General features: G+C 56.4%; 10 protein-coding genes. 4 read left to right on the forward strand and 6 right to left on the reverse strand.

Annotated elements, in window-relative coordinates; translation table 11 throughout:
* Nucleotides 1–40: 40 nt before the first annotated feature.
* Nucleotides 41–1,360: a PAS domain-containing methyl-accepting chemotaxis protein gene (locus tag EA20_RS0117695; RefSeq protein ID WP_024968095.1), complete on the reverse strand. Its 1,320-nt coding sequence runs from the start codon at nucleotides 1,358–1,360 to the stop codon at nucleotides 41–43.
* A 480-nt stretch (nucleotides 1,361–1,840) separates the two neighbouring features.
* Between EA20_RS0117695 and EA20_RS0117700 the strand changes: the two genes are divergently transcribed.
* The 3 genes from EA20_RS0117700 to EA20_RS19910 are packed head-to-tail and all read left to right on the forward strand — an operon-like array spanning nucleotide 1,841 to nucleotide 8,672.
* Nucleotides 1,841–3,295 (forward strand): SrfA family protein, encoded by a 1,455-nt coding sequence (locus EA20_RS0117700; protein ID WP_024968096.1) that lies wholly within the window; start codon nucleotides 1,841–1,843, stop codon nucleotides 3,293–3,295.
* Between the two features lie 2 nt (nucleotides 3,296–3,297).
* On the forward strand, nucleotides 3,298–6,282 hold the full coding sequence (locus tag EA20_RS0117705) for a virulence factor SrfB (protein ID WP_024968097.1): 2,985 nt from the start codon (nucleotides 3,298–3,300) through the stop codon (nucleotides 6,280–6,282).
* Nucleotides 6,279–8,672 carry a virulence factor SrfC family protein gene (locus EA20_RS19910; protein WP_038381718.1) on the forward strand — a complete coding sequence of 798 codons (2,394 nt, stop codon included), beginning with the start codon at nucleotides 6,279–6,281 and terminating at the stop codon, nucleotides 8,670–8,672. Before EA20_RS0117705 ends, EA20_RS19910 begins: the two co-directional genes overlap by 4 nt.
* Before the next feature lie 39 nt (nucleotides 8,673–8,711).
* Here EA20_RS19910 and EA20_RS0117715 read toward each other — a convergent pair whose 3' ends face one another.
* The 5 genes from EA20_RS0117715 to EA20_RS0117735 all read right to left on the reverse strand — a co-directional run bounded on the left by EA20_RS0117715 (nucleotide 8,712) and on the right by EA20_RS0117735 (nucleotide 12,002).
* A complete protein-coding gene (locus EA20_RS0117715) occupies nucleotides 8,712–8,981 on the reverse strand; it encodes a barstar family protein (RefSeq protein WP_024968098.1) in 270 nt (89 codons plus the stop codon).
* A 1-nt stretch (nucleotide 8,982) separates the two neighbouring features.
* Nucleotides 8,983–9,426 carry a ribonuclease domain-containing protein gene (locus tag EA20_RS0117720; protein WP_024968099.1) on the reverse strand — a complete coding sequence of 148 codons (444 nt, stop codon included), beginning with the start codon at nucleotides 9,424–9,426 and terminating at the stop codon, nucleotides 8,983–8,985.
* A gap of 55 nt (nucleotides 9,427–9,481) precedes the next feature.
* Nucleotides 9,482–10,444, reverse strand: a complete 963-nt coding sequence (locus tag EA20_RS0117725; RefSeq protein WP_024968100.1) for an AEC family transporter — start codon at nucleotides 10,442–10,444, stop codon at nucleotides 9,482–9,484.
* Between the two features lie 96 nt (nucleotides 10,445–10,540).
* Nucleotides 10,541–11,554, reverse strand: coding sequence for an AI-2E family transporter (locus tag EA20_RS0117730; protein ID WP_038381762.1), 1,014 nt, complete (start codon nucleotides 11,552–11,554; stop codon nucleotides 10,541–10,543).
* A gap of 106 nt (nucleotides 11,555–11,660) precedes the next feature.
* Complete coding sequence (locus tag EA20_RS0117735; RefSeq protein ID WP_024968102.1) at nucleotides 11,661–12,002, reverse strand: helix-turn-helix domain-containing protein; 342 nt, start codon at nucleotides 12,000–12,002, stop codon at nucleotides 11,661–11,663.
* A gap of 351 nt (nucleotides 12,003–12,353) precedes the next feature.
* Here EA20_RS0117735 and EA20_RS0117740 point away from each other — a divergent pair, with 351 nt between their 5' ends.
* Nucleotides 12,354–13,517: an efflux RND transporter periplasmic adaptor subunit gene (locus EA20_RS0117740; protein ID WP_024968103.1), complete on the forward strand. Its 1,164-nt coding sequence runs from the start codon at nucleotides 12,354–12,356 to the stop codon at nucleotides 13,515–13,517.
* Nucleotides 13,518–13,522 lie beyond the last annotated feature (5 nt).

A 13,522-nucleotide genomic window follows, 5' to 3' on the forward strand; every position in this document is an offset into this window, starting at 1 on the left:
TACCGTTCCGCAGAGCGCTCCGGTTGAGCGGCTTTGAAGTTCAGTCACCCAGTTGGTGAGTGACGTTGCCGATCGCCTCAACAACCTGGGCTGAGTTAGTCTGAATATCCATGATCACATCCCCGGCTTCTTTCACCAGCGTCATACCCTGATCCGCCCTGGTCAGGTTGGCAATGATATGTTTCTGCGCCTGACCAGCCAGCGTTTTATTGTCATCCACCACGCCGGCGATTTCCTGGCTTGCGCTGTTAATATGTGCCGCCAAACTGCGCACCTCATTGGCGACTACCGCAAAGCTGCGGCCATGTACGCCCGCCCTTGCCGCCTCCACGGCAGCGTTGAGCGCCAGAAGATTGGTCTGGTTAGCGATGCTGCGGATGGTGTCGACGAGGGCGCCGATTTGCGAAGACTGGCTGCTGAGGCCATTAATGTCTTCCGAGACTTTACGCAGATCGCTGGCGATTTCGTTCATTTTTTGTACACTACTTTCAATCACGGTGACGCCTACACGGGTATTTTCGCTGGTTTCCAGTGCCGCGTTGTAAGCATGCGCCGCCGCTTCCCGCTCGCGCTGATTTTTCTCCACCTGAGCCGTCACGTCAGTGGCAAATTTTACTACTTCATACAGTTCCCCGTTTTCGTCAAACACGGGGTTATAGGTGGCCCGCAGCCAGCGGGTATTGCCCTGTTTGTCTATGCGGTGAAACTGGCCAGAAATGAAATCGCCCTGGCGCAGTTTGCGCCAGAAATCCGCATATTCCGCGCTTTTACTCAGCTCAGGAGAGCAGAACAGTCGGTGGTGCTGGCCGACAACTTCATTATCGCGGTAGCCCATGGTCTTAAGAAAGTTACCGTTGGCCCGCAATACATTGCCTTCCGGGCTGAAAGCGATTACCGCCATTGAGCGATCGATGGCATTGGTCATGGCACGCAGTTCCTGCACGTCAAGGATACGTTCCGTAATGTCCGTGGCCAGCTTGACGATTTTTATCACCCTCCCGCCACGATCCTGTACCGGCACATAATTGGCTTCCAGCCAGACCGGGCGACTGTGCCTTGCCAGGCGGAGAAACTTATCGCTGAAGCTTTCACCCCGACGAAGCCGCGCCCAGAACTGACTATATTCCGGTGCGTTTATCAGCGCGTCCGGACAGAACATGCGGTGGTGCTGTCCGATGACTTCCTCCGCCGTATAGCCCATCTTTTCCAGGAAAAGCGCATTTGCTGCCACTATTTTGCCTTCTGGTGAAAATTCAATCATGGCGATCGCGTCATTCAGCGAGTTCAGTGTCTCGCGGGAATGACGCGAGGACGTGACCGAAAAACGTGATAAAACGCCTGATTTAATCGTGCTGAGCATGTTGTAACCTTTTTTGTCATATTTATGGTGTTCGTCACATAAACGGTTATCGGCAGCACAGGCAAAAGATTAAGATTTAAATAGCGCGCAAAACAGGAGCGCGCTATTCATTTGGTTATAAAGTCAGGAAAGCGGCGTTCAAAAAAACTGCCAGCATGCTGTTTTGCGCTTTCTTATGATTTTCTGATGCTGCTTGTCATTAGCAAGAGAGATAGCATGACACGCCAACTGATAACGTCAGTCGCACCGTTTGGAGTGCGGTTTTACCCAAGCTAATCTCTGCCAGTCGGCCTGCAACACCTTCTCAGGCTCACTGCATCTTCTTCATTTATAACGCGCGACTGTTTTATTGGAAAAGGAGTGGCCGGTTTGCCCCTCTGTTTCTGCCTTTGATTTTAAGTCAAATCCCCTACAGTAGTGCTGAACCCGGATATCTCCTTATTACTTACCCCGGATCCCTGACTAAAAAGGTCTTTTTGCGTGGCTAAAACATTTTTACGCAGCGGAAGTCTGGATGCTGTTCTCGCCCTTGGCGTGAACGGACAGCCTGTTTTTCTGTCAGCACTTCAGTTGCGCGAAACGCTGCGCCTGAGAAAGCAGCAGCAGATAGCGGATTGCCTGGCGATCCCGCAGCCCAATGACGCGGGCGATCGTCTGGACTGGTATGCGCCCGTTTCCGGGAAAGTCACCTCCTGGGCCGCCGCCGATGAGAGCATCCGCAGCCATGCGCTGAGTCAGCTGGAAGCCTGTCAACAGGCGGTGGCTGAGATTTGCCAGCGTGCAAAACACGCGGATAAACCGGGCCAGAAACTGTTCGGCGCGCTACTGGCAAAAGCCATCCAGTTTCCTGACCGTAATTTTGTCTATCTGGTCGGCGGCAAGCCGGTCATTACCTTCTGGGGCTTTGTCAGCCTCGATAAAAAGCATGCCGACGCGCTCGACTCTCTGCGTGAGACGCTCACTGTGGAACCGCCGCTGACGTTATCGAAGCTTGCCGAGCCCGATGAACCGCTGGTACCGGCGCCCGCTCCGGTCACGCCGACTGTTGCTGTCGTTGCGGCCGCCGCACCTGTGGCAGCAGAAGCGATCCCGCTTCCCCAACCGGAACCTGAACCTCAGCCTGCGACAGAACAAGCCAAACCAGTGGTCTCAGCACCAGCAGTTGCGACAAAACCGATCAAGACGGCCCTGCTTCGCTATGGCTGGGCATTACCGGCAGCGGCACTGCTCATTACCTTTGGCATTCAGTTAAAAGGCTGTACGCCACAGGAGGCTGCGACGCCATCCGCGACGGAAACCAGCAAGCCTGTTACAGCCCCAGCCGCTCCGGTAGAAAAACCCGCTGCGCCTGATGTAACGAAGCCCGTTGAAGCAGAGAAGAGACCAGTCACGCCTGAAGTGGCCCCTCCTGCCGATCCTGTAACGGCACCTGATACGGCCCTGCCTGTTGCGCCCGCTCAGGTAGCCCCAGTGAAAGAAGAAGCGCCCGCGGCTGAACCCGCAGCAGAAGAGGCTAAGCTGGCTGAAACAGTGCCTGATAAACCGGTCGCGGCGGACGATCTGGTTATGCCTTCGCTCTCGGTGAAACTCGGATCGACCAAATTCCTTGACGGCAAATGGCGCGTCATTGTGCACATTAAAAACCCGTTGACCGGCAAGCCGCCGAGCCTGCGTTATCAGTTTAAAAATGGCAAAGGGCTGGCCAGAATGACCCAGGGGAATGGCAGTGAGTGCCGCGTTACCGTCTATGCTGGACTGATGCAGTCCGGCAACCTGGTAATCAACAGCCGCACCACAGCAAAATGCAGCGACGGATCGCGCTACAAGATGCCTGAGCTGGTTTGCTCACAAGGGGCCAGCGGCCCGGCAGAGTGTAACGGCGTTTATAATGCCGATACGGTGATACCGATGACGATGAAGCGCGAGAGTAAATGATGATGCTGGCGACTATCGCTGATTTTAAACCGAATATGACGCTGATTCAGAACAGCGGCATTCAGTTCCTTGATTTTGCTCTGACGCCACGTCTGGACGCCGACCTGCCGGGGACATTTGTGCGCCAGACGGCCAATGGCCCGCTGCTGCGTCTGAATTACAACGCGCAGAGCGGTAAATATCTGCTGCCTGCCGTCGCGGGTAGCCTGCCCGAAGTGGTCAAGCCGGAGTTCAGCTTTCCGCTTGAGCAGTCGCTCCGTCTGCTGAACGGCGTCTGGCTGCCGCTGCCCTTTTTCCGGTTTAATCCACCGCGCACCTTTATCGGTGGCCCCGATAACTGGGCGCGCGTGCAGATTATCGCCCTTGATAAACCCGACCAGAACGGCAAAACCCACCGTATCTGCCTGGCGTTTGAAACACGTGTCTGGCCGGAAGGCGAAGACGAATCACTGGCGCTGAATGAAAGCGACGTTAAAAACGGCGTCAGCTTTGCGCTGGCGCACGGCAGTGAAGAGCTGGGCGAATTCCTTGACCACACCTGGATCGACGGCTGGCTGAGGGAAGTATTCAGTCAGCAGGTGGCGCTCGTTGAGCATCGCCCGCAGGTCAATGTGCGCAGCGCGCTACGTGAATTTGAGTATCAGGCGCACTACCTGAATATCCTGCATCTGCTGGGAAACCAGCTCTCGCTGCCGGAATTAAAAATCAGTGCCGCCACGCTTCAGGAGCCAGCCATTCCCGTCGACCTTATCCTTGACGTCGGTAACTCGCACACCTGCGGGATTATGGTGGAAGATCATGTGGACGACCATCAGGGTCTGAAACATACCTATGAGTTGCATCTGCGTAACCTCAGCGAGCCGCATAAGCTGTATAACGAGCTTTTTGAGAGCCGCGTGGAGTTTGCTCAGGCCAGCTTCGGCAAGCAGAACTTTTCGATGGAGAGCGGACGTGATGACGCCTTTATCTGGCCTTCGCTGACCCGCGTGGGCCGGGAAGCGAGCCAGTTGGCGCTGCAACGGCTGGGGACCGAAGGCGCCACCGGCATTTCCAGCCCACGTCGCTATTTGTGGGATGAAGAGAGCTACACGCCGGGCTGGCGCTTCAGCCGCACGGCGGGAAATGCTGCCGTTGAGCCGCTGGCTATCGCCCGCCCGTTGATGAATCTGGTGAACGATGAGGGCGAACCGCTCTACAACCAGCCGCTGGAAGAACGTCTTCCGGTCTTCTCGCCGCAGTACAGCCGCAGTTCCGTGATGAGCTTTATGCTCTCTGAGCTGCTGGCGCAGGCACTGATGCAGATGAACAGCCTGGTCCAGCGGCAAAAGATGCTACACAGCAATGCACCGCGTCAGCTGCGCAATATCATCCTGACGCTGCCTTCGGCAATGCCGAAGCCTGAGCGCGAAATTTTCCGCCGTCGTATGCAGGAGGCGATCGCGCTGATCTGGAAAGCGATGGGCTGGCATCCGGCTGATGACGATTTCAGCAGTGCGAAAGACAAAGCGAAAAGCCTGGTGCCCGTGCCTGAGGTGCAGATGGAGTGGGATGAAGCTACCTGTGGTCAGATGGTTTATCTCTACAATGAGACGCAGGTTAATTTCGGTGGCCGCGCTGAAGACTTTTTCATCAGTATGGCCCGGCCCGATCGCGCCCGCGCTGCGGATGAGCCCGTAGGAAAAACGCTGCGTATCGCCTCTATTGACATTGGTGGCGGGACGACAGACCTGGCGATTACCCAGTACCGCCTGGATGATGGCGTCGGCAATAATGTCAAAATCATGCCCCGGCTGCTGTTCAGGGAAGGCTTTAAACAGGCCGGGGACGATATTCTGCTCGATGTGATCCAGCTTTACGTTCTGCCCGCGCTACAGGCAGCGTTCAAGCAGGCTGGCATTGCGAATCCGGAAGGTGTGATGACCCGTCTGTTTGGCCACGAAGGTCGTCTTGATGGTCATTCCACGCTGCGCCAGCAGGTTACCCTGCAAATCTTTATTCCTGTCGGCCAGGCGATTCTGGAGGCGTATGAAAGCTTCGACCCGCTTGAGCTGAATGCCGAGGTGGATGGCCGGTTTGCAGAGCTGCTGGCGCAAAAACCTACGCAGAAACTGCTCGACTATATCAACCGGGAAATTCAGCGTGAGCTGCCGGGCGAGGCTGACGCGTTCGATATTATGCGCGTGCCGCTGGTGGTGAAGCTGAGTAAGCTGCATGCCGAGTTTCTCTCGCCGCGCATGAATATTACCCACAGCCTGCGCTCGATGTCAGAAGTCGTGGCGGTTTACGACTGTGACGTGCTGCTGCTGACTGGCCGCCCTTCCCGTTTCCCTGGGGTGCAGGCGCTGTTCCGTCATCTGCAACCGCTGCCGGTCAGCCGGATTCTTTCACTGGACGGCTACCACACCAACGACTGGTATCCGTTCAATAAACAAGGCCGGATTGAGAACCCGAAATCGACGGCAGCGGTCGGTGCTATGCTCTGTTTGCTGTCGCTGGATCTTCGCCTCGCCAACTTCTGGTTTAAAGCGGGCGATTTCCAGCCCTATTCCACCATCCGTTATCTGGGCATGCTGGACAGCAATGGCGCGCTGAGCAGTGAAAACGTCTGGTATGCAGATATCGACCTGGATGCTGACGATTTCAGTCTGGATGCGCGGGCACGTTTTCAGGTGCGCGGCGCGTTGACGCTCGGCTTCCGTCAGCTTGATAACGATCGCTGGCCAGCCTCGCCGCTTTACACGCTGTCGATCGCCGATCCGCTGCTGGCACGCAGCGTTGCCGGCGATAAGGTATTAAAAATCAAACTGGCCGTGGTGAAAACGCGCGGTGAATTCGGGCCAGAGCGCTTTGACATTGCGGAGGCTTCGCTGGATGACGGCACGCGAGTTCCGCTGGAACATCTGAAGCTGAAGCTGAACACGCTCGCCAGCAGCGGGTCGGGATTAACGCATTACTGGATCGACAGTGGGAGCGTCTACAAGAAATGAAACCGTTAACGCCTAAACAGTTGTCGGGACAGATCGGCAAAAAACTGGATGCCGTACTCAAAGGTATCGATCGTTCGGTCGAGTGGCTTGACGGCGCCAGGACAACCTCACCCCGCCTCGACCTGGAGGCTGACCGGCTCAGCGTGAGGCTGCGGCGGCAGCGTAACCGGGCCGCACACCTCAGCGAAGCGGCAGGTAAAGAGCCAGCGATCGGTTTCTTCGGCCTCTCTCAGGCGGGAAAGTCATGGCTGATCAACGCGCTGGCCGCCAGCGATAAAGGCCGCCTGGAGATTGCCCTGGGCACGGCTACCTTCGACTATGCCCAGCTGAACCCACAGCAGCAGACAGCGACCATGGTGATGCGCTTCACCGGTCAGCAGGTCCGGATGGATAACGACTGGCCGGTCAGACTGGCATTGTTGAGCGAGGCGGAGCTGGTGACCATTCTTGCCGGCGTCTGGCGCGCTCGCGCCGGGGAAAATCCGCCAGCACTGGATGAGCAGCAGCTTGCCGAACGCCTGAAAACGGTATCGATGTATCGTCAGCCGGAAGAGACGGACGGCATGCACTGTAACGAGGTGGTGGCGTTGTGGGATCGTCTTGCTGCTCTGCCATTGCCTAACGCCAAAGCGCTGGATTCCCATTTCTGGCCGCGCGCGATTGAACTGGCGCCTTCGCTCGCCGTTGACGATCGCGCCCGGCTGTTTTCTCTCCTCTGGGGAGAAGACCGTGAGCTCAGCGCGTTGTATCGTCAGCTGGCGCATGTACTGCACCACGTTTCCGGCGCCGCCACCCTGCTTGCGCCGCTGTCAGTGCTGGATGACGCCTCGCTAAGCATACTTAACGACAATGGCCTGCGGTACTTTAACGCGTCAGCCGATCGGGTCATCCAGGTGGTTCCTCAGCAGAACGGTCGGGCGCTTAAACCCGTCAACCTGGCGTTGAGTGAACTGACGCTGCTGGCGCGTGAAGTGCAGCTGCCACTTTACAGCGCCCCGCGCGAAACGATGTTTGAACAGGTCGATCTCCTTGATTATCCGGGCTTTGAAAATCCGGCGCTTCTGCCTGATGACCTGCAGCACGAACTGGCGCTGGCCTTTCTCACTGCCAAACGCCCTTTGCTGTTAACCCGCGCTGCCGAGCATCAGGATGTGGATCGTCTGATGGTCTGTAGTGCTGCCGGTACACGTCACGATACGCGGGCCGTCGGGCGGGTGCTGGACAGCTGGGTTAAGCAAACCCAGGGAGAAAACAGCCAGGTGCGCAGTCGCCGCAAGCCGGGCTTGATCTGGGCGCTGACGCCATTCGATCAGCGCATCACCCAGGGACACAATTATGATGCCGCCGTCCAGCGCTACGTGGGAAACCCCGGTGATGCCTGGGGACTGATGCTGACCATGGATGATAAAGGCGTACGGCGTATGGCGGGTTGGCTGATGACGGAAGTGCAGCGGGAAAGCAAACTGGCGCGCCTCCAGCAACAGCTTGATGAGATGCGCCGTGAACTGAGCGATAACCTACTGGGCCGCTGGTATCTGGCTTCCGAACAGGAAGAGCCGGCGGCCCGACTGCATATCGCTGAAAGTCTGTTGAAGGCGCTGCAGTCACGTACCGGCGTACATGGTGAACTGCTTGAACGTCTGCTTCCTTCGCGTGAAACGCTACGCCATCTGTTCCTGCAGCGCAGAATTAAGGGCGATCGACCGCTCACTGAAGAGTTTGCGCTGAGTGAAGACGATCCTTTTGGCATTGGCGTGAGTATAGATCTGCTGAGCGATGAGCCGCTTTCCGGCCTGCTGACGCCGGAAGAGCATCTCCCCGCCACCGAAGAGCTTGAGGCGGAGTATGCGCAGCAGGTCTATCGCCACTGGATAAACACGCTTCGTTTGTTGCCGGACAATGGTGCGCTGCTTGAGCTGTTAGGTATCAGTAAACCGACGCTGGAGATGCTGACGGAGGAACTGGTGACCGCCAGTATCCGGCTCGACACTGAGGGCGCACTGGTGAAAATGCTGAGCGATCCTGATGCGGGCGGCGTGCCTGCGGAGATGATTGCTGACCGTCAGGTTTCCCGTGCGCTGAGCGTGCTGGGCGATTTTGTTGCCTGGCTGGGCTTCCAGCACTTGCCGGAAGCCCAGCGCCCGGAAAGTAAGATCAACCGCGGCCAGAAGATTTTCGCCAAACCGGAAACCCAGACCGCCAGCCTTGGCCCCGGCCAGCGGCTGACCCGCCTGGCGCTGAAGCCCAACAATCATGCCGCCTTTTATATCTATGACTGGCTGGTCGGGCTGAATGAGATGATCCTGCTGAACGCAGGCTATTCCGCGGCGCGGGAGATTGATAGCGGGCATCGTGAACAGCTGGCGGCGATCCTCAAGCAGTTTCGCTAACCACCAGCTCAAAAATAGCGGCCATGTGCCGCTGTTTTTTTAGTTAATACGCAACGCTAAAAGCCCAGCCAGCGCCGCTTCCGCTTCCCGCATCACCGCAATTATGCGACTGAACTGGGCAGGTTCTTCATGCTGTTGCAGATGGCGGAGCGTTATGCGCGCCGGTAGCGCAATCATCCCGGTCAGCGCATCCCAGAGGGCGTCGAGATTGGCGCCAAATTCCATTTCAAGATCGAATGCACAGGCAAACTGCTGATAAAAATCACCGGTGTCCTTTACCGTTCTGAAATCGATCGTTACGCATTTCATCTTATTCAACCCTCTCAAGATGGCGATAGTGATCGCGGGAGAGATAGATAAGCCCGTCGCTGGAGTAAAGCAGCCGTTCGCTGCCCCGCCTTCCGCAACGGTAATTGACGTCCGCCTCAAACCACTTCCGGCCCTGACTGTTGGGAAGCTGGTTTTCGCGGTTATAGAAGCGATCGCCGCCGATCGCCCTCCCGGGCAGAACGTCGCAAAGGTTTCCCTTTTCCGGTTGCCATCCGCGCTGCCTCGCCGCCGTCTTTTTAATATAGTAAGGCGGCAAACGCTGCTGCTGTTGCAGATAGCGGATAACTCCATCCTGACGCGTCAGCTCAGTAATATTGCCGTTCTCGCGGCTATCCTGTGTCGGCGCATCAGGCGTCGTTTTACGCAGGCCCGTATAGGTAGCGACAACAGCAACTAAGAGGGCAATAATCAGTTTTTTGTTCATAACGAATCCTGTGCGCAAATCAGACGGACGTCGTCACTGACGCACGCAAGTCTCCTTATCCCTGCAATACCATATCCATCACCAGCATCAGCACCGGTGTGGTCAGCGCCGAAAAAATCGTGGAGAGCAGCATGCTGGAGGCTGTCGGGCCGGTCAGCGCATTAAACTGACGTGACATCAGATAGACGTTAATGCCCATCGACATCGAGGCAAGCAGCACCACTACCTTACTTTCCAGCGGCGGTAAACCAAGCAGCCACGCCAGTCCCCAGACCACCAGCGGCTGTATAATAAGTTTGAGCAGGCAGATGGCGTAGCTTTCCCTCATCCCTTCTTTCATTTTGTAGGCCGCAAGGGACATACCCAGCGTCAGTAGCGCCAGCGGGACGGCCATCTGGCCTAACATCGTTAGCGGATCATCAACGATGCCCGGCAGAGAAAACCCTGAAAAGCTGAACAGCGTACCCGCCAGAATGGCAACGATCAGCGGATTACGCAGCACGCCCGCAGCCGTCTTACCGAAGCCTTTCAGGTTAAACGCGCCGTGCCTGGCCCACTCCACCGACACGGTGGCCAGCGTCCACAGGATCAATCCGTTAAAGACCAGCACCAGCGCCACGGCGGGAATGGCCGCTTCGCCCAGCATCACGGTGGCAATCGGCAGTCCGATCATCACGTTATTGGAAAAAATACCGCCCAGCGCGAACACCGATCCCGCAATGCCGTCCAGTTTAAATACCCGGGCGGCGATAACGCGGCCAATAACGAACACGATAAGGCAGCCGCCAAAAAACGCGAGCAGCAGGCGCGCGTCGACCGGCGGGCTTTCGCTGAAACGGCTCATCAGACGGAACAGCATAGCGGGCAGCGCAATCTTAAACACCAGGCGGTTCAGGGCCTCGCAGACGCTGTCAGGCCATCTTCGCCAGCGCACCAGCAGCCAGCCCACCGCAATCAGGCTGAACAGCGGCAGGGAGAGCAGGACTTGTTGCGCTAAGGTATCGAGCAATGAAGGCATGGACGGCTTAATCTCACATGACGGCGGTAACAAAGGCCGGTAGCCCGGCCTGCAACAATTACCCCACTGCGCACAGTGCGCGGCAGGCCTGGCCGCTTAAATCAGCCTTGCGTGACGCAGTTCGCTTTTCAGATAGGCGTAGTAAACCGGCGCGGCCACCACGCCAGCCAGTCCAAAGGCGGACTCGAAAACCAGCATCGCCAGCAGAATCTCCCAGGTTTTGGCATTGATGCGGGTACCAAATATCTGCGCATTGATAAAGTATTCAAGCTTGTGCACGAGGATCAGGAATATCAGCGCAATTACGGCGGCCTCCAGCGAGATGGAAAGGCCAATCAGCACAATCACGGTATTAGAGATAAGATTGCCGATTATCGGCAGCAGCCCGGCAATAAACGTCAGTACCACCACCGTTTTGGCAAAGGGGAAATGCAGGCCGAACAGCGGCAGCACGCCAAACAGAAAGCCGCAGGTGAGGACGGTATTCACCAGCGAGACTTTGATTTGCGCGAAGACGACGTTGTGAAAGGATTCGGCCAGCAGGGTCAGCCGCTGAAGCAGTGACTGACGGAGCGGCGCATGACTATGATCGTCGGTACTTATTCTCAGCGAGATAATGGCGCCGAGCAGCATGCCAATCAGCATGGTGGCAAAAGTATGCGCGGCAATGCGCCCAAGAGACTGTACCACCACAAGGTGTTCGCGCAGCCAGGTAATGACCTGATGCTGCAACTCATCAATGTCCGCAGGCAGATAGCGCGTAACAACCGGGGAGAGCGTATTCTGAGCATCTTCCAGCAGCTTGCTGGCCGCGACGTGAAACGCCGCCGGGTCCCGGAAATCATGCAGCAGAAAACCGATCAGCTTGGTAATACCGAGCACCAGCGACATCACGATAATCACGGTCAGAACGAAGATGGTGATCCAGCGGGCCAGCGGGCCTTTGACCAGCCTTTCCACCCATGGCGTCAGCGCCAGAATGGTTTCATAGACGATAAACCCTGCCAGAAAGCAGGGCAGCAGGCGCAGAGGAAAGATCATAAACAGCGCGATTAGCACCAGCAGATAGCTGGCGGCTTCGCACAGACCCTGTTTGTTCAGTTGCCGCATCTCCATGCAAAATCCTGTCTGAAAGTGAAAACTTAATACAATTCAGAGAGTATACAACGCCAGCGGCAACTTTGGCGCACTTTAACAGAGTCTACTGTTGGGCAAATCAGGCCCTGGCGCTAACCTGAACCTGACGACGCCAGGCACCTGGAGACTGGCCGAACTGACGTTTAAAACTGCGGTTAAAGGACTGCTGGGAATCAAAGCCAAACGAGATAGCCACATCCAGGATAGGCTCACCGCCTTTTGCCAGACGCTCCGCCGATTTTTTCAGACGCCGCGCGCGGATATATTCGCCGAGCGCATAGCCGGTATGTTGCTTGAACATACGCTGAAGATGCCACTTGGAGTAGCCGGCGCGATCTGCAACGGTGTCCAGATCCATTTTTCCTTCAATATGGGTATCGATCCACTTGACGAGATCGTTGATAAAATCATCATGGCTCATTACGTTTCCCCTTTGGCGCTTTTGTTAGTAGCCTGGCTTGACCTCTTCCCCGCAGCAGGGTAAAAGGTAACTTTAATGAATGCATATACGCTAAAGCACCCGCCCAGTTAATGCAAGTGTTATTGTTGCATTAAATGCGATTCACTGGCATCCTTGCTGCCGCCCTCCCCGCCATTGTTCACATGTTGCTACGTTTACTGACAATAAAATGCTAATGGCAACAATTATACTTGCCGTTTATTTTTCCTCTTCATACACTCCCCCCGTTAAGTGCAATTAACATAATTGCACTTTATGCATTATGCCGTGCACTTTCACGTCGTCCAGCATCTGTAACAGGGATTAATCAACATGAGATCATTCACCGCTCCGCGCCTGCGCACGCTAGCGCTTCCGCTTCTCTCCGCTTTCTGGCTGATGGGATGTGATTCCAAAGGAGCCGAACAGAGCGCGCCGCCTGCACCTGAGGTCAGTGTGGCAGAGGTTCAGCAACAAACGGTCAGCCAGTGGGATAACTTCAACGGGCGGATTGAGGCGGTGCAGAGCGTTCAGCTCCGGCCCCGCGTAACCGGTTATATCGATAAAGTGAATTACACCGAAGGCCAGGAAGTCAAAAAAGGCGACGTGCTGTTCACCATTGATGACAGAACTTACCGGGCGGAACTTGAACGTGCGCAGGCCGAACTCGCCAGTGCACGCACTCAGGCTCAGCTGACGCGTAGCGAATCGGGCAGAACGGAGAGACTGATTGGCAGCCAGGCTATTTCCCGTGAGGTCTGGGAGCAGCGTCGTGCCGCCTCTGCACAGGCGCAGGCCAGCACGCTGGCAGCGCAGGCGGCTGTCGATATGGCCCGGCTGAACCTGGATTTTACTCAGGTTACCGCACCTATCGATGGCCGCGCCAGTCGGGCAATGATCACTTCAGGCAATCTGGTGACCGCCGGAGACAGCAGCAGTGTTCTTACCACCCTGGTTTCCCTGAATAGCGTTTACGTTTACTTCGACGTTGATGAAGCGACCTTCCTGCGTTATCAGCAAATAAGCCGTCAGGGCGAGAGTGCGGCGAATGCGCATCATGCCCTGCCGGTGAAAATCGGTCTGGTCGGTGAACAGGGCTACCCGCATGAAGGCCAGGTCGACTTTACCGATAACCAGCTGACCGCCAGCACGGGCACTATCAGAATGCGTGCGTTAATGGATAACAGCCAGCGTCTCTTTACCCCCGGCTTGTTTGCCCGCGTTCAGCTGCCGGGGCGTGCTGACTTTCCTGCCCTGCTGGTCAATGACAAAGCGATACTCACCGATCAGGATCGTAAGTATGTCTGGGTGATCGACGCTCAGAATAAAGCCCAGCGTCGTGATATCCAGCCTGGTCAGATTGCCAACGGATTGCGTATCGTTCAGCAAGGTTTGCACTCTGGCGACCGGGTGATTGTGGATGGCGTCCAGAAAGTGTTTATGCCGGGGATGCCGGTAAATGCCAAAACGGTGCCCATGGCACCAGCCTCCCTTTAATTTAC

This window comes from Pantoea sp. IMH, from assembly GCF_000599885.1.
In the GTDB taxonomy this organism is placed as follows: domain Bacteria; phylum Pseudomonadota; class Gammaproteobacteria; order Enterobacterales; family Enterobacteriaceae; genus Erwinia.

Bases quoted from the DNA above. Each gene is read 5' to 3' on its own strand.
- EA20_RS0117695 (WP_024968095.1), bottom strand. From the start codon at position 1,360: ATGCTCAGCACGATTAAATCAGGCGTTTTATCACGTTTTTCGGTCACG.
- EA20_RS0117705 (WP_024968097.1), top strand. From the start codon at position 3,298: ATGCTGGCGACTATCGCTGATTTTAAACCGAATATGACGCTGATTCAG.
- EA20_RS19910 (WP_038381718.1), top strand. From the start codon at position 6,279: ATGAAACCGTTAACGCCTAAACAGTTGTCGGGACAGATCGGCAAAAAA.
- EA20_RS0117715 (WP_024968098.1), bottom strand. From the start codon at position 8,981: ATGAAATGCGTAACGATCGATTTCAGAACGGTAAAGGACACCGGTGAT.
- EA20_RS0117720 (WP_024968099.1), bottom strand. From the start codon at position 9,426: ATGAACAAAAAACTGATTATTGCCCTCTTAGTTGCTGTTGTCGCTACC.
- EA20_RS0117725 (WP_024968100.1), bottom strand. From the start codon at position 10,444: ATGCCTTCATTGCTCGATACCTTAGCGCAACAAGTCCTGCTCTCCCTG.
- EA20_RS0117730 (WP_038381762.1), bottom strand. From the start codon at position 11,554: ATGCGGCAACTGAACAAACAGGGTCTGTGCGAAGCCGCCAGCTATCTG.
- EA20_RS0117735 (WP_024968102.1), bottom strand. From the start codon at position 12,002: ATGAGCCATGATGATTTTATCAACGATCTCGTCAAGTGGATCGATACC.
- EA20_RS0117740 (WP_024968103.1), top strand. From the start codon at position 12,354: ATGAGATCATTCACCGCTCCGCGCCTGCGCACGCTAGCGCTTCCGCTT.